This window comes from Arthrobacter sp. TJ-170 (assembly GCF_058269305.1).
The window spans coordinates 508,834-527,030 of sequence record NZ_JBZCNL010000002.1 but is presented as its reverse complement, the minus strand read 5'-3'; the positions used below and the strand labels follow the sequence as shown (position 1 = coordinate 527,030).

The following is an 18,197-nucleotide window of genomic DNA, read 5'->3' as shown; positions in this document are numbered from 1 at the left end:
CAAAATAAAAGCCCCCAGTAGACTTGCATGAGTTTCAGCCGCGAAAAGCGTGGCTGGGGAGTAAGTCTTCTAAAAACGTTCTAGGAGGAACCCGTGGCGAAGGCAAAGTTCGAGCGGACTAAGCCGCACGTTAACATCGGCACCATTGGTCACGTTGACCATGGAAAGACCACGTTGACGGCTGCCATTTCCAAGGTGCTGTACGACAAGTACCCCACCCTCAACGAGGCACGTGACTTCGCGTCGATCGACTCGGCTCCCGAGGAGAAGCAGCGCGGCATCACCATCAACATCTCGCACGTTGAGTACCAGACCGAGAAGCGTCACTACGCACACGTTGACGCCCCCGGTCACGCTGACTACATCAAGAACATGATCACGGGTGCGGCCCAGATGGATGGCGCCATCCTCGTTGTTGCCGCCACCGACGGTCCGATGGCCCAGACCCGCGAGCACGTTCTGCTCGCCCGCCAGGTTGGTGTTCCCTACCTGCTGGTCGCGCTGAACAAGTCCGACATGGTTGATGACGAAGAACTGCTGGACCTCGTTGAAATGGAAGTTCGTGAGCTCCTGAGCTCGCAGGGCTTCGATGGCGACGACGCTCCTGTTGTTCGCGTTTCCGGCCTGAAGGCCCTCGAGGGTGACCCGGAGTGGGTCAAGTCCGTTGAGGACCTGATGGATGCCGTTGACAACAACGTTCCTGACCCGATTCGCGACAAGGACAAGCCGTTCCTCATGCCTGTTGAGGACGTCTTCACCATCACCGGTCGTGGAACCGTTGTGACGGGCCGCGCCGAGCGTGGAACCCTCGCAATCAACTCCGAGGTCGAGATTGTCGGCATCCGTCCGGTCCAGAAGACCACGGTTACCGGTATCGAGATGTTCCACAAGCAGCTCGACGAGGCTTGGGCCGGCGAGAACTGTGGTCTGCTGCTCCGCGGCATCAAGCGCGAAGACGTAGAGCGTGGCCAGGTTATCGTCAAGCCGGGTTCCATCACCCCGCACACCGACTTCGAGGCCAACGTCTACATCCTGGCCAAGGACGAGGGCGGTCGTCATAACCCGTTCTACTCCAACTACCGCCCGCAGTTCTACTTCCGTACCACTGACGTCACCGGTGTCATCACCCTCCCCGAGGGCACCGAGATGGTCATGCCTGGCGACAACACTGAGATGAGCGTTGAGCTCATCCAGCCGATCGCAATGGAAGAGGGCCTCGGCTTCGCTATCCGCGAAGGCGGCCGCACCGTTGGATCAGGTCGCGTTACCAAGATCGTCAAGTAGTAGCTTCACCACTACTGCTGGTTAGAAAGCCCCGCTGCGTTAGCACAGCGGGGCTTTCGTCTTTCTGCCGTAAAGTTGGGGCGGTGCAGATCTACTCGAGCTCCCCGTTCCAGCGCACCTGGCAGCTGCTGACCGACGTCTTTGCAGTCGCCGCCGTCGTCGTCGCCTGGCTTTTCTCCCGAGCGACGTTTGACGCTCTTTCCAATCTGGCAGTGTTCGGGCAGGGCCTGGAAGATGCCGGGAGCCGTTTCCAAAGCACCATGAGTGACGCCGCAGAAGGCATCGGGGGAGTGCCCCTCATCGGAGACCAGGCGAGCGAGCCCTTCCTGGACGCCGCGGAAGCGGGCGGCATCCTCATCGGCGCCGGCCAGGATCATCAAGATGCCGTGGCCCAGGCCGCAGCAATAGTGGGGTGGGCACTTTTCCTGCTTCCGGTCCTTCTCCTTATTCCGATGTGGCTGATACCTCGGGTGCGGTTTGTCGTAAAGTCCAAGCGGACGCGCCGCCTGCAGCAGGAGGACGGCGGCAGGGAACTTCTTGCGCTGCGTGCGCTCGTTCTTGCGAATCCTTCCCAACTTCGCAAGGTGTCCGATGACCCTGTGCGGGCGTGGCGTGAGGGGGATTCTGCGGCAGTGGACGGTTTAGCACGGCTGGCGCTCAAACAGGCAGGAGTAAAAGCCGGCTAGAACTTTCCCGGCGTGTCGACGAGCGAACCGGCGTGAAAACAGGTGCGGATTCGCATTGTGCCGCACAATCTGGCAGACTAGGTGAGTTGTTCAAGCGCCTGTGCGCGCGGTTTTGAGCTGTAGTCCCGATCAGGATAATGCCTGATGCAGGGTCGCATCCGCCGCGGAAGCTGGCCCAAATATAACCCGCCCCAATCCAATAGCTCGGATTAGCGCTGAATCTCCATGTGGAAGATACGCGACACGCCCGAGCGCGGGGGTCGGAGCCTCGGCAGGGTGAGGAACCCGGAACTATCCGGATTCAGTCTGCTGGAGGAGCGCCACAACAACAGGCGCACGTACGTAGCCAGGAACGTCACCGCACGGTGGCGTTCTTCATGACAGAGAGAGAGTCGAGACGCCATGGCGGGACAAAAGATCCGCATCCGGCTGAAGTCGTATGACCACGAGGTCATTGACGTTTCAGCTCGGAAGATCGTTGAGACGGTGACGCGCGCAGGCGCAACGGTAGTCGGCCCCGTGCCGCTGCCCACGGAAAAGAACGTTTACTGCGTTATCCGGTCGCCGCACAAGTACAAGGACAGCCGCGAGCACTTTGAAATGCGCACGCACAAGCGTCTGATCGACATCATTGACCCCACGCCCAAGGCCGTCGACTCGCTCATGCGCCTCGACCTTCCCGCGGACGTGAACATCGAGATCAAGCTGTAAGGGAGAGAAGATAACTATGTCTACTTCGCTTACGCGCCAGGTCAAGGGACTGCTCGCTACCAAGCTCGGCATGACCCAGGTCTGGGATGAAAACAACCGCCTCGTCCCGGTAACGGTCCTGCAGGCTGACTCCAACGTCATCACGCAGCTGCGTACCGCTGACGTCGACGGCTACAGCGCCGTCCAGATCGGCTTCGGTCAGATCGATCCGCGCAAGGTCACCAAGCCGCTCGCCGGTCACTTCGAGAAAGCCGGCGTCACGCCGCGCCGCCACGTCGTTGAACTGCGCACTTCCGACGTCGATTCCTACTCGCTGGGTCAGGAACTCTCTGTTGAGCTGTTCGAAGCCGGCCAGCAGGTCGACGTCATCGGCAAGACCAAGGGTAAGGGCTTCGCCGGCGTCATGAAGCGCCACGGGTTCCACGGTGTTGGTGCCTCGCACGGTGCTCACAAGAACCACCGCAAGCCCGGCTCGATCGGTGGAGCCTCCACCCCCAGCCGCGTCTTCCGTGGAATGAAAATGGCAGGCCGTATGGGTGCCGTTCGCCAGACCACGCTGAACCTCACCGTTCACGCTGTGGACGTCGAGAAGTCGCTGCTGCTGATCAAGGGCGCCGTCCCCGGCGCCCGCGGACAGGTCGTACTCGTACGCACCGCCGTGAAGGGAGCATAAGTCATGGCTACCAAGACTTTGAAAGTTGATCTCCCCGCCGAGATCTTCGACGCACAGACTAACGTTCCGCTGCTGCACCAGGTCGTCGTGGCCCAGCTTGCTGCTGCCCGTCAGGGTACGCACAAGACCAAGACACGCGCCGAGGTCAGCGGAGCCGGTCGCAAGCCGTTCAAGCAGAAGGGCACCGGCCGTGCACGCCAGGGCTCGATCCGCGCACCGCACATGACCGGTGGTGGCATCGTTCACGGTCCCACGCCGCGTGACTACAGCCAGCGCACCCCCAAGAAGATGAAGGCAGCCGCCCTGCGCGGTGCACTCTCTGACCGGGCACGCAACGGACGCATTCACGTCATCGAGTCGCTGGTTGGCAGCGAGAAGCCGTCGACCAAGGCCGCAATGGCTACTCTGCGCGGTGTCTCCGAGCGTCCGAATCTGCTGGTCGTCATCGAGCGTTCAAACGACCTGGCCGCACTGTCCGTGCGTAACCTCGTCGAGGTCCACACCCTGTACGTGGATCAGCTGAACACGTACGACGTACTCGTGTCGGACGACGTGATCTTCACCAAGGCCGCTTACGACGCTTTCGTCGGATCGGCTGTGACTGAGGATGCTGCGGCTGACTCCGCTACGACTACAACTGAGGAGGACGCCAAGTGAGTGGCTCCATCACAAAGGATCCTCGCGACGTCGTCATTGCACCCGTCGTGTCGGAGAAGAGCTACGGCCTGATCGACGAAGGAAAGTACACCTTCCTGGTCGACCCGCGCTCCAACAAGACCGAGATCAAGCTGGCCGTGGAGAAGATTTTCTCCGTAAAGGTCGACTCGATCAACACCATCAACCGTGCCGGTAAGCGTAAGCGGACCAAATTCGGATGGGGACAGCGCAAGAACACCAAGCGCGCAATTGTCACCCTCAAAGAAGGCACGATCGACATCTTCGGCGGTCCGCTCAGCTAGAGCGGAGACCACTTTAACGAGGAACTGAAAAATGGCTATCCGCAAATACAAGCCGACAACCCCGGGCCGTCGCGGCTCGAGCGTTGCCGACTTCGCAGAAATCACACGGTCGACGCCGGAGAAATCCCTGGTGCGTCCGCTCCCCAAAAAGGGCGGCCGTAACAACAGCGGCAAGATCACCACCCGTCACAAGGGTGGTGGACATAAGCGTCAGTACCGTCTCATCGACTTCCGTCGCCACGACAAGGACGGTGTCAACGCACGCGTTGCCGAGATCGAATACGATCCCAACCGCACCGCGCGCATTGCCCTCCTGCACTACATTGACGGCACGAAGCGCTACATCATCGCGCCGAACAAGCTGAAGCAGGGCGACTTCGTTGAGGCCGGCCCCGGTGCCGACATCAAGCCCGGCAACAACCTGCCGATGCGTAACATCCCCGTGGGTACTGTTATCCACGCGGTGGAGCTGCGTCCCGGTGGCGGTGCCAAGATGGCACGCTCCGCTGGTGCTTCGGTCCAGCTGGTCGCCAAGGAAGGCCGCTTCGCGCAGCTTCGTCTGCCGTCCGGTGAAATCCGCAACGTTGATGTGCGCTGCCGCGCCACCATCGGCGAGGTCGGTAACGCCGAGCAGTCGAACATCAACTGGGGCAAGGCAGGCCGCATGCGCTGGAAGGGCGTTCGCCCGACCGTCCGTGGTGTTGCGATGAACCCCGTTGATCACCCGCACGGTGGTGGTGAAGGCAAGACTTCCGGTGGACGTCACCCCGTCAACCCGAACGGTAAGGCCGAAGGCCGTACCCGCCGTCCCAACAAAGAAAGCGACTCGCTCATTGTGCGTCGCCGTCGTTCCGGCAAGAACAAGCGATAGGAGCCTGGAAACATGCCACGCAGCCTGAAGAAAGGCCCCTTCGTCGATCAGCACCTGTTCGTCAAGGTGGACCGCGAGAACGAGAAGGGCACCAAGAACGTCATCAAGACGTGGTCCCGCCGTTCCATGATCATCCCGGACATGCTCGGCCACACGATTGCCGTGCATGACGGGCGCAAGCACATTCCGGTGTTTGTCACCGAGTCGATGGTCGGGCACAAGCTCGGCGAATTCGCTCCCACGCGGACATTCCGCGGCCATGTGAAGGACGACCGCAAGGGCAAGCGCCGCTAAGGCGCCTGTTTCTACGGCTAAGACGAGAGAAGGAAAGCAATGGAAGCCAAGGCTATTGCGCGTCATCTGCGCGTAACGCCTATGAAGGCCCGGCGCGTCGTCAACCTTGTTCGTGGTAAGCAAGCGAATGAGGCTCTGGCAATCCTGAAGTTTGCCCCCCAGGCAGCTTCGGAGCCGGTTTTCAAGGTAGTTCAGTCGGCAGTTGCAAACGCCCGGGTCCTCGCGGACCGCGATGGCGTTGCATTCGACGAAGGCGACCTCATCATCAGCGAAGCATATGTCGATGAAGGTCCCACGATGAAGCGGTTCCAGCCGCGTGCCCAGGGCCGCGCATACCGCATCAACAAGCGGACCAGCCACGTCACTGTTGTTGTCGCTACCCCTGAGAAAGTGGAGGACCGCTAAGTGGGACAGAAAGTAAACCCGCACGGGTTCCGACTCGGCATCACCACTGACCACAGGTCACACTGGTTTGCTGACAGCAACAAGCCGGGCCAGCGCTACAAGGACTTCGTTCGCGAGGACGTCAAGATCCGCCAGCTCATGTCCACGGGCATGGACCGCGCCGGCATCGCCAAGGTTGAGATCGAGCGCACCCGCGATCGCGTTCGTGTGGATATCCACACGGCACGTCCGGGTATCGTGATCGGCCGCCGCGGCGCCGAAGCGGACCGCATCCGCGGCGAGCTCGAGAAGCTCACCGGCAAGCAGGTTCAGCTGAACATCCTCGAGGTCAAGAACCCCGAGATCGAGGCGCAGCTGGTTGCCCAGGGCATCGCTGAGCAGCTCTCTTCACGTGTGGCTTTCCGCCGCGCCATGAAGAAGGCTATGCAGTCGGCACAGCGTGCCGGTGCCAAGGGTATCCGCGTACAGTGCTCCGGTCGCCTCGGCGGCGCCGAAATGAGCCGTTCGGAGTTCTACCGCGAAGGCCGTGTGCCCCTGCACACCCTCCGCGCGAACATCGACTACGGCTTCTTCGAGGCCAAGACCACCTTCGGCCGTATCGGCGTGAAGGTGTGGATCTACAAGGGCGACGTCACCGCCAAGGAACTTGCTGCCCAGGCAGCTGCTGCGCCGTCGCGCGGACGTGGCGGAGACCGCCCCGGACGCGGCCCGGCCGGCCCGGACCGTGGTGACCGCCGTCGTCGTAATGCCGATCGTGGTGCCGGTCAGGGTGAGGCTAACGCCGCTCCCGCCGAGTCCGCACCGGCTGAGTCCGCTGCTGCAGCGGAAGGAGGACAGGCTTAAATGCTTATCCCACGTCGAGTAAAGTTCCGTAAGCAGCACCACCCGGGTCGTTCGGGCGCTGCAACCGGCGGCACGCAGGTCAGCTTCGGCGAGTGGGGTATCCAGGCTCTGAGCCCGGCATACGTCACCAACCGACAGATCGAATCTGCGCGTATCGCAATGACCCGTCACATCAAGCGTGGTGGAAAGGTGTGGATCAACATCTACCCCGACCGTCCGCTGACCAAGAAGCCTGCTGAAACCCGTATGGGTTCCGGTAAGGGTTCCCCTGAGTGGTGGGTCGCCAACGTCAAGCCGGGCCGTGTTCTCTTCGAACTCTCCGGTGTCAATGAAGAGGTAGCTCGCGAGGCACTGCGCCTGGCAATTCACAAGCTGCCGTTGAAGGCACGTATCGTGCGTCGTGAGGGTGGTGAATAGTCATGGCACTCGGTTCAAAGGAACTGGCAACCGACCAGCTGGATGGGTTCGATAAGGACCGTCTGGTGGAGGAACTCGCCAAGGCTAAGGAAGAGCTGTTCAACCTGCGCTTCCAGTCAGCCACCGGTCAGCTTGAAAACCACGGCCGTCTGCGCGCTGTGAAGCGGGATATCGCCCGCATCTACACCGTGCTTCGTGAGCGCGAGCTGGGAATTCGGCCCGACGTCGTTGCCCCGGTAGAAGAAGCGAAGACTGAAAAGGCCGGCAAGAAATCGAAGGGTTCCAAGGCTGCCTCCACGAAGGACGAAAAGTCCGTGGAAACACAGGCTTCTGAGGAGGATGCCAAATGAGTGAAGAGAAGATTGAGGCAACAGTGCCGGAGACCGCAACTCGCGGTTACCGCAAGACCCGCCGCGGCTATGTCGTCTCCGACAAAATGGAGAAGACCATCGTCGTTCAGGTGGAGGACCGTGTAAAGCACGCCCTCTACGGCAAGGTCATCCGCCGCACCTCGAAGGTCAAGGCCCATGATGAGCAGAACACCGCTGGTGTTGGCGACATGGTCCTGATCAGCGAGACCCGCCCGCTGTCCGCTACCAAGCGGTGGCGCCTGGTTGAGGTCATCGAGAAGGCCAAGTAAAGACCCTTACAGGTCTGGTCGATTCGTCGACACGAAGCAGTCCCTCGTTCCTTGCGGAGCGGGGGACTGCTTGCTTTTCAAAACGTGCTAGGATATTGAGTTTGTATGGCGCCTTCCGTGCCGGCTTCAGTGTGAACTGAGCCGCGCAGTCATGGAGCGCTGACATGAAACCTCGTAAACAATCGTGCTTCGGCATAGTACTTCCCTGCGCATACCGCGTCTGGGAGGCAAATGCCTCGGGCACGGGCGTTTAGGCCCTCCACTGGCAAAATCCAGGTGGGTTCAGAGACACCCCGATCAACCGTTCCGCAAGGCTCATTCCGTATGCAGTATTTCGGCCTGAGAACCAGCGCGACGCAAGGAGTAGACAGTGATTCAGCAGGAGTCGCGACTTAAGGTCGCCGACAACACTGGTGCTAAGGAAATCCTTACCATTCGTGTTCTCGGCGGTTCCGGACGTCGCTACGCAGGAATTGGTGACGTGATCGTCGCCACCGTTAAAGACGCTATCCCCGGTGGGAACGTCAAGAAGGGCGATGTGGTCAAGGCTGTCATCGTCCGCACCAAGAAGGAACGCCGCCGTGCGGATGGTTCCTACATCAAGTTCGACGAGAACGCTGCCGTTATCCTTAAGGGTGACGGCGATCCTCGTGGTACCCGTATCTTCGGCCCGGTCGGTCGCGAACTTCGCGACAAGCGCTTCATGAAGATCATTTCACTGGCCCCGGAGGTGCTGTAGTCATGGCTCAGACCCGTTCGAAGCTGAAGATCAAGAAGGGTGACCTTGTTCAGGTCATCACTGGCGCCAAGCAGGAGCGCGGCGGAGACCGCGGCAAGCAGGGCAAGGTCCTCAAGGTATTCCCTGAGAGCAACCGCGTACTGGTCGAGGGCATCAACCGCATCACGAAGCACACCAAGGTCGGACAGTCGCAGCGCGGCACCAAGACCGGTGGCATCGAGACCGTTGAGGCTTCCATCCACATCAGTAACGTCGCAGTTGTAGACCCGGAGACTAAGAAGCCCACCCGCGTCGGCTACCGCACCGAGACCGTGGAGCGGGACGGCCGTGAGCGCACGGTCCGCATCCGCGTCGCCAAGGCATCAGGGAAGGATCTGTAATGACTGCTGAAGCCGTAGAAACCAAGATCACCCCGCGCCTGAAGGCCCGCTACGCAGCAGAGATCAAGTCCTCGCTGCTGGAGGAATTCAACTACAGCAACGTCAACCAGGTTCCCCGGCTCGTCAAGGTCGTTGTGAACATGGGTGTTGGAGATGCAGCCAAGGACTCCAAGCTCATTGACGGCGCAGTCCGCGACCTCACCCAGATCACCGGCCAGAAGCCGCAGGTCACCAAGGCACGCAAGTCCATCGCGCAGTTCAAGCTCCGCGAAGGTATGCCGATTGGTGCACACGCGACCCTGCGCGGAGACCGCATGTGGGAGTTCGTCGATCGCCTGGTCACGCTGGCCCTGCCCCGTATCCGCGACTTCCGCGGTCTCAACGGGCGCCAGTTCGACGGTAACGGCAACTACACCTTCGGCCTCACGGAGCAGTCCATGTTCCACGAGATCGACCAGGACAAGATTGACCGTGTCCGCGGTATGGACATCACCGTTGTGACCACTGCCAAGACCGACGACGAAGGCCGCGCACTGCTCAAGGCGCTCGGCTTCCCGTTCAAATCCGAAGATTAATCAACTACGTTGCAGGTCCGTTCCGCAGAGGAAGCCAGCTGACGCTGGGTTTCACGGGAGTCCGGAAACCGTTACGAGGAAGGGCTAGAGCCCAATGACAATGACAGATCCAGTTGCAGACATGCTTACGCGTCTCCGCAACGCCAACTCGGCATACCACGACACCGTGTCAATGCCATACAGCAAGCTGAAGGCACGCGTTGCCGACATCCTGAAGGCTGAAGGCTACATCGCCGGCTGGAAGGAAGAAGAGGCTGAGGTGGGCAAGAAGCTCACTATCGACCTCAAGTTCGGTCCCGACCGTCAGCGCTCCATTGCAGGCATCCGGCGCATCTCCAAGCCGGGTCTGCGCGTATACGCAAAGTCCACCAACCTGCCGCACGTACTTGGCGGGCTGGGCATTGCCATCCTGTCCACGTCCTCCGGTCTGCTCACAGACCGCCAGGCAGCCAAGAAGGGTGTAGGTGGGGAAGTCCTCGCCTACGTCTGGTAGCGGGAAAGGGAAAGAGAAACATGTCACGTATTGGACGTCTCCCCATCACCGTGCCTGCAGGCGTAGAGGTCAAGATTGACGGCAGTGTTGTTTCCGTCAAGGGATCCAAGGGCGAGCTGAGTCACACTGTTGCCAGCCCGATCCAGGTTTCGCTTGAGGACAGCACGATCACCGTCTCCCGCCCGAACGACGAGCGCGAAGCGCGTTCGCTGCACGGCCTGACCCGCACCCTGATCTCCAACATGATCGTTGGAGTTACCGAGGGCTACAAGAAGAACCTTGAGATCGTCGGCACCGGTTACCGTGTGCAGGCCAAGGGTTCTGACCTGGAGTTCGCGCTGGGCTACAGCCACCCCGTGCCTGTGAAGGCACCGGAGGGCATCACGCTGACCGTGGACAGCCCCACCAAGGTCTCCGTTTCCGGCATCAACAAGCAGCAGGTCGGCGAAGTTGCTGCGAACATCCGCAAGCTGCGCCGTCCGGATCCCTATAAGGGCAAGGGCATCCGCTACGCCGGCGAGGTTATTCGCCGCAAGGTCGGAAAGGCTGGTAAGTAACCATGTCACTGAGCATCAACAAGAAGCGCATCTCGAAGAGCAAGTCCGCCCAGCGCGGACGGCGTCACCTTCGGGTCCGCAAGCGCATCACCGGTACCGCTGTTCGTCCCCGCCTGGTAGTCAACCGTTCAGCCCGTCACGTATTCGTCCAGGTTGTCGACGACTCCAAGGGCATCACCCTTGCATCGGCGTCGACCCTCGAGGCCGACCTGCGTGCGTTCGAAGGTGACAAGACCGCCAAGGCCAAGCGCGTTGGCGAGCTTGTTGCTGAGCGGGCAAAGGCTGCGGGTATTGAGGCAGTCGTATTCGACCGTGGAGGCAACAAGTACCACGGCCGGGTTGCCGCAATCGCAGACGGCGCACGTGAAGGTGGGCTGGCACTGTGACCGAGCAGAACAACGCAAAGGAAGCCTCATTGAATACGGCAAAGGCTGAGCAGCCTGCAACTGAAGCTCCCGCAGCCGAGTCCACCGAGACGGCGTCGACCACTGACGATCGCCGCGGCGGCGGTGCTCGCCGTGGAGAGCGTGGCGGACGCGACAGCGGCCGTGGCGGTCGCGATGGCGGCCGCGGCGGTCGCGATGGCGGCCGTGGCGACGACAAGGACAAGTTCGTAGAGCGCGTCGTGTCGATCAACCGTGTGGCAAAGGTCGTCAAGGGCGGCCGGCGCTTCAGCTTCACCGCACTCGTTGTTGTCGGCGACGGCAACGGCATGGTCGGCGTCGGCTACGGCAAGGCCAAGGAAGTTCCCATGGCCATCTCCAAGGCAGTAGAGGAAGCCAAGAAGTCCTTCTTCAAGGTTCCCCGCATCGGCGGCACCGTTCCCCACCTGGTTCAGGGTGAGGCAGCGGCCGGCGTCGTGCTCCTGCGTCCGGCTTCGCCGGGTACCGGTGTAATCGCCGGTGGTCCGGTGCGCGCCGTGCTGGAGTGCGTCGGTATTCACGACGTCCTCTCCAAGTCGCTCGGGTCCTCCAACGCCATCAACATTGTTCACGCAACCGTTGACGCGCTGAAGCGGCTCGAAGAGCCGCAGGCAGTGGCTGCACGCCGCGGCCTTCCGCTGGACGAGGTTGCCTCAACATCGATGCTGCGCGCAATGCAGGATCAGAAGGCAGGTGCGTAATGGCAACTCCGAAGCGCCTGGTTGCCAGCTCCGCAAAGCTGGAAATCACACAGATCAAGTCCGTTATCGGCGGTAAGCAGAACCAGCGGGACACCCTTCGTTCACTCGGCCTCAAGCGAATCGGACACACCGTTGTCCGCAACGCTGACGAGGTGACCGTAGGCATGGTCAACACGGTTCCGCACCTCGTGAAGGTTGAGGAGGCCAAGTAATGGCAGAGAAGAAGACGGTGGAGGAATTCACCGAGAAGAAGCCGGCCCGCAAGCCTGCTGCCAAGGCTGCTGCCGCTCAGGAAACTGCTGAGAGCACGCCTCGCGTCCACGCGCTGAAGGTACACCACCTTCGTCCCGCCCCCGGTGCCAAGACCGCCAAGACCCGCGTCGGTCGTGGTGAAGGTTCCAAGGGTAAGACCGCCGGCCGTGGCACCAAGGGCACCAAGGCCCGTTACTCGGTCAAGGCAGGTTTCGCGGGTGGGCAGCTGCCGCTGCACATGCGCCTGCCGAAGCTGCGTGGCTTCAAGAACCCGTTCCGCGTTGAGTACCAGGTTGTCAACCTGGACAAGATCAACGAGCTGTACCCCGAAGGCGGCGAGGTGTCTGTGGACAGCCTGATCGCCAAGGGTGCAGTGCGCAAGAACCAGCTCGTCAAGGTTCTCGGTACGGGCGACATCGCGGTCAAGGTGGACGTCAAGGTTCACGCCGTGTCCGCCAGCGCGGCTGAGAAGATCACCGCCGCAGGCGGCTCGGTCTCAGGGCTCTAGTTCCCAGCATCGCTTCCCTCCGCTGACCGTCAGGTTGTCCTTTGGACATCGGTGCGACGGCGGAGGGGAGCGGACTGTGATCTAGCTCATGAAGCAACTAGACTCTTGGTGGGCCGGGTTTCCCGGCTCTCCAGGAGTTTGTTTCGTTTAACAGGCTCTATCAACACCCCGGGTTCTCGAGTGCCCTATTCCAGCCGTTAGACTCGGTTGGTGTGTATTGCCCGCGAAGGGCCACCAAGACTTATTCAGGAGGACGCTTGCTTAGCGCTATTGGCCGGGCTTTCCGGACGCCAGACTTGCGGCGCAAGCTGTTGTTCACGCTGGGAATCATCACCATTTTCCGTTTGGGTGCGTTTATCCCGGCGCCCGGTGTTGACTACGGCAACGTGCAGCAGTGTTTGCAGCTCGGCAACACAGAGGGCGGCCTCTACCAGTTCGTCAACCTCTTCAGCGGCGGTGCACTGCTGCAGGTGTCCGTCTTCGCGTTGGGGATCATGCCGTACATCACGGCGAGCATCATCACCCAGCTGCTCCGCGTGGTCATTCCGCGCTTCCAGGAACTCCATCAGGAGGGTGCCCAGGGTCAGGCGCAGCTGACGCAGTACACGCGGTATCTAACGATCGCCCTCGGTCTGCTGAATGCAACGACGCTGGTGTCGCTGGCGCGTTCGGGTGCCCTGCTGGGCAACTGTCCCGTTCCGATCATTCCGGATGACAGCCTCATCACGATCATCCTGCTCATCATCACCCTGACCGCCGGTACCGGGCTGATCATGTGGATGGGTGAGCTCATCACTGAGCGCGGCGTCGGCAACGGCATGTCGCTCCTGATCTTCACCGCTATCGCTGCGGGGTTCCCCACTTCGTTGGGCGAGATCCTGCGCACGCAGGGCTGGAATGTGTTCCTCGGCGTCCTGGTGATCGGCGTGTTCGTGGTGATGCTCGTGATCTTCGTGGAGCAGTCGCAGCGCCGCGTTCCGGTGCAGTATGCCAAGCGCATGATCGGGCGCCGCACCCTGGGCGGAAGCAGCACCTACATCCCGATCAAGGTCAACATGGCCGGCGTCATCCCCGTGATCTTCGCGTCGTCGATGCTGTACCTGCCGTCGCTGATCGCGCAGTTCAACACTCCCACTGACGGTCAGACACCGCCTCCGGAATGGGTCAACTGGATCACCACCTACCTCACCACCGGTGACCACCCGCTCTATATGGCGATGTACTTCGGGATGATCGTGTTCTTCACGTACTTCTACGTGGCGATCACCTTCAACCCGGAGGAAGTGTCGGAGAACATGAAGAAGTACGGCGGATTCATTCCGGGCATCCGCGCTGGTCGGCCCACGGCGGAGTACCTCCAGTACGTCCTCTCCCGCATCACCCTGCCTGGTGCTATCTACCTCGGCATCGTTGCGCTCATTCCATTGATTGCGCTCGTTGCCATCAACGCGAACCAGAACTTCCCGTTCGGCGGAACCTCCATCCTCATCATGGTCGGCGTGGGCCTCGAAACGGTGAAGCAGATTGACGCGCAGCTGCAGCAGCGCCACTACGAAGGGTTATTGCGATGACACGGATGCTCATCATTGGACCTCCCGGTTCGGGCAAGGGTACGCAGGCAGCTCGGATCTCCGAGCGCCTCGGTGTGGTGGCAATTTCCACCGGCGATATCTTCCGCGCGAACGTCAAGAACGAGACTCCGCTGGGTGTTGAAGCCAAGAAGTACATGGACGCCGGCGACTTCGTCCCGGACAGCGTGACCAATAGCATGGTCCGCGCACGCCTTACCGAGGATGACGTCAAGGACGGCTTCCTGCTCGACGGCTACCCGCGCACGGCTGCGCAGGTCGAAGAGCTGGATGACATCCTCGAGCAGAATGACCTGACGCTCGACGTCGTGCTCCAGCTCACTGCCGACGATGAGGAGTTGGTTCGCCGGCTCCTTGGCCGCGCAGAACTCGACGGCCGCTCGGATGACAACGAGGCTGTCATCCGGCACCGCCTCGACCTGTACCACGAGCAGACTGAAGCCGTTGTCTCCCAGTACGAGGAACGCGGGATCGTCACCCGAGTCGACGGGATCGGCGCGATTGATGAAGTGACCGAGCGGGTCATGTCGGCACTGAAAGTAACCCAGTAGTCGTGATGTTTCGCCAGCAGCGGGTTGAGTACAAGTCAGCAGACCAGATCCGGACCATGCGTGAAGCGGGCCTGGTGCTCTCCAACGCCCTTGATCAGGCGGTGGCTGCTGCCCGCGTGGGTGTGTCAACCCGCGAGCTCGATGCGGTGTTCGCCGGCGTTCTCAAGGACGCCGGCGCCACGTCCAATTTCCTCGGCTATCACGGCTTCCCGGCCAGCATCTGCACTTCCGTGAACCACGAGGTCGTGCACGGAATCCCCGGCGACTACGTCCTGCAGGACGGTGACATCATCTCCATTGACGGTGGCGCCATCATCCGCGGTTGGCACTCGGACTCAGCCCGCACCGTTATTGTCGGTACGCCGCGCCCGGAAGATGTCCGGCTGTCCCAGATCACTGAGGAAGCCATGTGGCGGGGGATTGCAGCCCTGGCCACAGGGAAGTACGTCGGAGACATCGGCTCCGCCATTGATGACTACGTGTCCGCAGTCGAGGGCCCGGCCCTTGGCATCCTGCAGGACTATGTCGGCCACGGCATCGGAACGCAGATGCACCAGTCGCCCGATGTCCTGAACTACCGCAGCAGCCACCGTGGCCCCAAGATCAAGTCAGGTCTCTGCCTGGCGATCGAACCCATGCTGGTGCAGGGCCGCCTCGAAACCTCGGTCCTCGACGACGACTGGACGGTTGTCACGGTTGACGGCAAGCGCGCCTGCCAGTGGGAACACACCGTGGCAGTGCATGACGGCGGCATCTGGGTTCTCACCGCCGCTGACGGTGGTGCGGCCCGGCTGGAAGAGCTGGGCGTCGTCGTCGCGCCTCTCGACTGAGCACCCCTTCGCGACTGCAATTGTGCCGGCCCGGCCGGATTTAACTTTCGGCAGGCCGTAGCGTAGAGTTGTCTGTTGGTTGTCGCTACTTTTGCGCCCTTTTGCGCCCATCCTCCGAAACGGCTTGCTCCGTTACGTGCGGAACGGGATCTGCGATCCCGGGCGGGGAGTCAGACAATCAAAACCCCAAGACCGTCCGCCCCGCAAGTGGCGGCACAGAAGTTAGCGGAGGATATGGCCAAGAAAGACGGTGTCATTGAGATTGAAGGCACTGTGAACGAGGCTCTGCCCAACGCGATGTTCCGCGTTGAGTTGGCCAACGGACACATTGTTCTAGCCCACATCTCGGGAAAGATGCGTCAGCACTACATTCGAATCCTCCCTGAGGACCGGGTGGTAGTGGAGCTTAGCCCTTACGACCTCACCAGGGGTCGTATCGTCTACCGCTACAAGTAGACGGTTCTGAGTATTTAGTTCCGAGCCTCCCGGCCCACCGGTCGCGGAGGCAAAACAGCACAACTGCACGAACGCAAAGGAAAACCATGAAGGTCCAGCCGAGCGTGAAGCGGATTTGCGACAAGTGCCAGGTGGTTCGCCGCAAGGGCAACGTACTCGTAATCTGCGAAAACCCGCGCCACAAGCAGCGCCAGGGCTGAATCCTCTTTCGAGGGTCACCCACGCGTAGTAATACCACAATAAAAAAGCAGTGCAGGGCACACCTGAGCAGGTCTACCCACACCCCCGGCACGGAGGCCGGGGACCGGAATAATCCGGGCCGCACTGTTTCAGACCTCCGGTCATCAAAAGGAGAACCGCCACTATGGCACGTCTCGCTGGCGTAGACATTCCCCGCGAAAAGCGGGTAATCATCGCGCTCACCTACATCTACGGCGTGGGCAAGACCCGAGCAGATCAGACAATCGCAGAAACCGGGATCAACCCGGACACGCGCGTCAAGGATCTGACAGACGCTGAGCTCGTCCAGCTTCGCGACTACATTGAAGGCAACTACAAGGTTGAGGGTGACCTCCGCCGTGAGGTGGCTGCAGACATCCGCCGCAAGGTTGAGATCGGCAGCTACGAGGGTATCCGGCACCGCCGTGGCCTTCCCGTGCGTGGACAGCGCACCAAGACCAACGCGCGTACCCGCAAGGGCCCCAAGCGCACCGTCGCAGGCAAGAAGAAGGCCGGACGCTGATTTAGCGGTCCGCCTTAACACCCTCTTTCCAAAACCTTCGTAGGAGAAGTAATGCCCCCCAAGACTCGTGGAGCGGTCCGCAAGCCGCGTCGCAAGGACAAGAAGAATATCGCCTTCGGTCAGGCGCATATCAAGAGCACGTTCAACAACACCATCGTCTCGATCACGGACCCCAACGGAGCTGTTATCTCCTGGGCCTCCGCAGGCGAGGTCGGATTCAAGGGCTCACGCAAGTCCACCCCTTACGCCGCACAGACCGCTGCCGAGGCCGCTGCCAAGCGTGCCCAGGAGCACGGCGTCCGCAAGGTGGATGTTTTCGTGAAGGGTCCGGGATCCGGTCGCGAGACCGCGATCCGTTCGCTGCAGGCTGCCGGCCTTGAGGTCGGTTCCATCCAGGACGTTACCCCCAGCGCCCACAACGGTTGCCGCCCTCCGAAGCGCCGCCGCGTCTAGTAGCTCCTTGGCTCCAGGTGCGCCCGTGCTTCATTTGAAGTGCGGGCGGCCTGGGGCTGACTGTCGTTTAGCTACTGAGTCCAGCTCTCTAGCTTTCCCTTTCCACCATTTGTGTTGCGTCATATAGCGGATGCTCCCTGAAAGGAAATGTAAGTGCTCATTGCACAGCGCCCCACCCTGACTGAAGAAGTAGTCGCTGACAACCGGTCGCGGTTCGTCATCGAACCGCTGGAGCCCGGTTTCGGCTACACCCTCGGCAACTCGCTTCGTCGCACGCTGCTGTCCTCGATCCCCGGAGCAGCTGTCACAAGCATCCGGATTGACGGCGTCCTGCACGAATTCACCACTGTTCCCGGTGTGAAGGAAGACGTCACCGAGATCATCCTGAACATCAAGAACCTCGCGGTGTCCTCCGAGCATGACGAGCCTGTGGTTGCCTACCTGCGCAAGCAGGGCCCCGGCGTAGTCACCGCAGCTGACATTGCACCGCCGGCCGGTGTGGAGTTCCACAACCCGGACCTGCACATCGCAACCCTCAACTCGAAGGGCAAGTTCGAGCTCGAACTGACCATCGAGCGTGGCCGCGGTTACGTGTCCGCATCGCAGAACAAGTCCGGTGATTCCGAGATCGGCCGTATTCCGGTTGACTCCATCTACTCGCCGGTCCTGAAGGTGACCTTCCGTGTGGAAGCCACCCGTGTTGAGCAGCGCACCGACTTCGACCGCCTGATCGTCGATGTCGAGACGAAGGACGCCATCGCTCCGCGCGACGCCGTTGCCTCGGCCGGCACCACGCTGGTTGAACTGTTCGGTCTCGCCCGCGAGCTGAACACCGCCGCTGAAGGCATTGAGATCGGCCCGTCGCCCAGCGACGCCGCACTCGCCGCTGACATGGCCCTCCCGATCGAGGATCTCGAACTCACCGTTCGTTCCTACAACTGCCTCAAGCGTGAGGGCATCCACACCGTGGGTGAACTGGTTGCACGCTCCGAGGCTGACCTCATGGACATCCGTAACTTCGGTGCGAAGTCCATTGATGAGGTCAAGGCAAAGCTGGTCGAGCTTGGTCTGTCCCTGAAGGATTCCCCTCCAGGGTTCGACCTTGCAGCCCGCGCCGCTGCGATTGAAGAGGACGACGCCGCTTACGGCGACGACGAACTCTAAAC

The 18,197-nt window shown here is 61.2% G+C and carries 30 protein-coding genes; all 30 read left to right on the top strand.

Annotated features, from left to right (window positions below; all coding sequences use genetic code 11):
• Positions 1-93: 93 nt before the first annotated feature.
• The 30 genes from tuf to AC4D1W_RS06315 all read left to right on the top strand — a co-directional run bounded on the left by tuf (position 94) and on the right by AC4D1W_RS06315 (position 18,195).
• Positions 94-1,284 carry an elongation factor Tu gene (gene tuf, locus AC4D1W_RS06460; RefSeq protein ID WP_490889683.1) on the top strand — a complete coding sequence of 397 codons (1,191 nt, stop codon included), beginning with the start codon at positions 94-96 and terminating at the stop codon, positions 1,282-1,284.
• 83 nt (positions 1,285-1,367) lie between these two features.
• Positions 1,368-1,970 (top strand): hypothetical protein, encoded by a 603-nt coding sequence (locus AC4D1W_RS06455; RefSeq protein ID WP_490898174.1) that lies wholly within the window; start codon positions 1,368-1,370, stop codon positions 1,968-1,970.
• A 402-nt stretch (positions 1,971-2,372) separates the two neighbouring features.
• Positions 2,373-2,681, top strand: coding sequence for a 30S ribosomal protein S10 (gene rpsJ / locus AC4D1W_RS06450; RefSeq protein ID WP_003803825.1), 309 nt, complete (start codon positions 2,373-2,375; stop codon positions 2,679-2,681).
• A 16-nt stretch (positions 2,682-2,697) separates the two neighbouring features.
• On the top strand, positions 2,698-3,354 hold the full coding sequence (gene rplC, locus AC4D1W_RS06445; protein WP_490898173.1) for a 50S ribosomal protein L3: 657 nt from the start codon (positions 2,698-2,700) through the stop codon (positions 3,352-3,354).
• A 3-nt stretch (positions 3,355-3,357) separates the two neighbouring features.
• Positions 3,358-4,011 (top strand): 50S ribosomal protein L4, encoded by a 654-nt coding sequence (rplD, locus tag AC4D1W_RS06440; RefSeq protein ID WP_490898171.1) that lies wholly within the window; start codon positions 3,358-3,360, stop codon positions 4,009-4,011.
• Positions 4,008-4,313 carry a 50S ribosomal protein L23 gene (gene rplW, locus AC4D1W_RS06435; RefSeq protein WP_490889675.1) on the top strand — a complete coding sequence of 102 codons (306 nt, stop codon included), beginning with the start codon at positions 4,008-4,010 and terminating at the stop codon, positions 4,311-4,313. Before rplD ends, rplW begins: the two co-directional genes overlap by 4 nt.
• Before the next feature lie 31 nt (positions 4,314-4,344).
• Positions 4,345-5,184 carry a 50S ribosomal protein L2 gene (rplB, locus tag AC4D1W_RS06430; protein ID WP_299167066.1) on the top strand — a complete coding sequence of 280 codons (840 nt, stop codon included), beginning with the start codon at positions 4,345-4,347 and terminating at the stop codon, positions 5,182-5,184.
• A 12-nt stretch (positions 5,185-5,196) separates the two neighbouring features.
• Positions 5,197-5,478, top strand: a complete 282-nt coding sequence (gene rpsS / locus AC4D1W_RS06425; RefSeq protein ID WP_011692805.1) for a 30S ribosomal protein S19 — start codon at positions 5,197-5,199, stop codon at positions 5,476-5,478.
• Between the two features lie 39 nt (positions 5,479-5,517).
• On the top strand, positions 5,518-5,883 hold the full coding sequence (gene rplV, locus AC4D1W_RS06420; protein WP_026545659.1) for a 50S ribosomal protein L22: 366 nt from the start codon (positions 5,518-5,520) through the stop codon (positions 5,881-5,883).
• On the top strand, positions 5,884-6,726 hold the full coding sequence (gene rpsC, locus AC4D1W_RS06415) for a 30S ribosomal protein S3 (protein ID WP_490889672.1): 843 nt from the start codon (positions 5,884-5,886) through the stop codon (positions 6,724-6,726).
• Positions 6,727-7,143 carry a 50S ribosomal protein L16 gene (gene rplP / locus AC4D1W_RS06410; RefSeq protein ID WP_026545657.1) on the top strand — a complete coding sequence of 139 codons (417 nt, stop codon included), beginning with the start codon at positions 6,727-6,729 and terminating at the stop codon, positions 7,141-7,143. It abuts the gene before it with no gap.
• Between the two features lie 2 nt (positions 7,144-7,145).
• Entirely contained in the window at positions 7,146-7,493 is a 348-nt protein-coding gene (gene rpmC, locus AC4D1W_RS06405) for a 50S ribosomal protein L29 (protein ID WP_309071303.1), read from the top strand.
• Positions 7,490-7,783 (top strand): 30S ribosomal protein S17, encoded by a 294-nt coding sequence (gene rpsQ, locus AC4D1W_RS06400; RefSeq protein WP_490889670.1) that lies wholly within the window; start codon positions 7,490-7,492, stop codon positions 7,781-7,783. The genes rpmC and rpsQ overlap by 4 nt, the downstream gene beginning before the upstream one ends.
• 370 nt (positions 7,784-8,153) lie before the next feature.
• Positions 8,154-8,522 (top strand): 50S ribosomal protein L14, encoded by a 369-nt coding sequence (gene rplN, locus AC4D1W_RS06395; RefSeq protein ID WP_026545654.1) that lies wholly within the window; start codon positions 8,154-8,156, stop codon positions 8,520-8,522.
• Between the two features lie 2 nt (positions 8,523-8,524).
• Positions 8,525-8,902 (top strand): 50S ribosomal protein L24, encoded by a 378-nt coding sequence (gene rplX, locus AC4D1W_RS06390; RefSeq protein WP_490889668.1) that lies wholly within the window; start codon positions 8,525-8,527, stop codon positions 8,900-8,902.
• The gene (gene rplE / locus AC4D1W_RS06385; protein WP_490889666.1) at positions 8,902-9,477 is read left to right on the top strand and encodes a 50S ribosomal protein L5; all 576 of its coding nucleotides are present in this window, start codon (positions 8,902-8,904) and stop codon (positions 9,475-9,477) included. The genes rplX and rplE overlap by 1 nt, the downstream gene beginning before the upstream one ends.
• A 94-nt stretch (positions 9,478-9,571) precedes the next feature.
• Complete coding sequence (rpsH, locus tag AC4D1W_RS06380; protein ID WP_167994165.1) at positions 9,572-9,970, top strand: 30S ribosomal protein S8; 399 nt, start codon at positions 9,572-9,574, stop codon at positions 9,968-9,970.
• Between the two features lie 20 nt (positions 9,971-9,990).
• The gene (rplF, locus tag AC4D1W_RS06375) at positions 9,991-10,527 is read left to right on the top strand and encodes a 50S ribosomal protein L6 (RefSeq protein WP_490889664.1); all 537 of its coding nucleotides are present in this window, start codon (positions 9,991-9,993) and stop codon (positions 10,525-10,527) included.
• Positions 10,528-10,529: 2 nt separating this feature from the next.
• Complete coding sequence (gene rplR, locus AC4D1W_RS06370; RefSeq protein ID WP_490889663.1) at positions 10,530-10,913, top strand: 50S ribosomal protein L18; 384 nt, start codon at positions 10,530-10,532, stop codon at positions 10,911-10,913.
• Entirely contained in the window at positions 10,910-11,650 is a 741-nt protein-coding gene (rpsE, locus tag AC4D1W_RS06365) for a 30S ribosomal protein S5 (protein ID WP_490889661.1), read from the top strand. Before rplR ends, rpsE begins: the two co-directional genes overlap by 4 nt.
• Positions 11,650-11,862 (top strand): 50S ribosomal protein L30, encoded by a 213-nt coding sequence (rpmD, locus tag AC4D1W_RS06360; RefSeq protein WP_309071309.1) that lies wholly within the window; start codon positions 11,650-11,652, stop codon positions 11,860-11,862. The genes rpsE and rpmD overlap by 1 nt, the downstream gene beginning before the upstream one ends.
• Positions 11,862-12,410: a 50S ribosomal protein L15 gene (rplO, locus tag AC4D1W_RS06355; RefSeq protein WP_490898170.1), complete on the top strand. Its 549-nt coding sequence runs from the start codon at positions 11,862-11,864 to the stop codon at positions 12,408-12,410. The genes rpmD and rplO overlap by 1 nt, the downstream gene beginning before the upstream one ends.
• A gap of 257 nt (positions 12,411-12,667) precedes the next feature.
• Positions 12,668-13,981, top strand: a complete 1,314-nt coding sequence (gene secY / locus AC4D1W_RS06350) for a preprotein translocase subunit SecY (RefSeq protein WP_490889659.1) — start codon at positions 12,668-12,670, stop codon at positions 13,979-13,981.
• On the top strand, positions 13,978-14,550 hold the full coding sequence (locus AC4D1W_RS06345; protein ID WP_490898169.1) for an adenylate kinase: 573 nt from the start codon (positions 13,978-13,980) through the stop codon (positions 14,548-14,550). Before secY ends, AC4D1W_RS06345 begins: the two co-directional genes overlap by 4 nt.
• A gap of 2 nt (positions 14,551-14,552) precedes the next feature.
• Positions 14,553-15,380, top strand: a complete 828-nt coding sequence (gene map, locus AC4D1W_RS06340; protein WP_490898168.1) for a type I methionyl aminopeptidase — start codon at positions 14,553-14,555, stop codon at positions 15,378-15,380.
• A gap of 234 nt (positions 15,381-15,614) precedes the next feature.
• Positions 15,615-15,836, top strand: a complete 222-nt coding sequence (gene infA, locus AC4D1W_RS06335; RefSeq protein ID WP_019481515.1) for a translation initiation factor IF-1 — start codon at positions 15,615-15,617, stop codon at positions 15,834-15,836.
• An 86-nt stretch (positions 15,837-15,922) separates the two neighbouring features.
• Positions 15,923-16,036 (top strand): 50S ribosomal protein L36, encoded by a 114-nt coding sequence (gene rpmJ / locus AC4D1W_RS06330; protein WP_024475611.1) that lies wholly within the window; start codon positions 15,923-15,925, stop codon positions 16,034-16,036.
• A gap of 164 nt (positions 16,037-16,200) precedes the next feature.
• Positions 16,201-16,578, top strand: coding sequence for a 30S ribosomal protein S13 (gene rpsM, locus AC4D1W_RS06325; protein WP_490889653.1), 378 nt, complete (start codon positions 16,201-16,203; stop codon positions 16,576-16,578).
• A gap of 51 nt (positions 16,579-16,629) precedes the next feature.
• Positions 16,630-17,031, top strand: a complete 402-nt coding sequence (gene rpsK, locus AC4D1W_RS06320) for a 30S ribosomal protein S11 (protein ID WP_204531699.1) — start codon at positions 16,630-16,632, stop codon at positions 17,029-17,031.
• Between the two features lie 153 nt (positions 17,032-17,184).
• Positions 17,185-18,195 (top strand): DNA-directed RNA polymerase subunit alpha, encoded by a 1,011-nt coding sequence (locus tag AC4D1W_RS06315; RefSeq protein ID WP_026545639.1) that lies wholly within the window; start codon positions 17,185-17,187, stop codon positions 18,193-18,195.
• Positions 18,196-18,197: the final 2 nt, after the last annotated feature.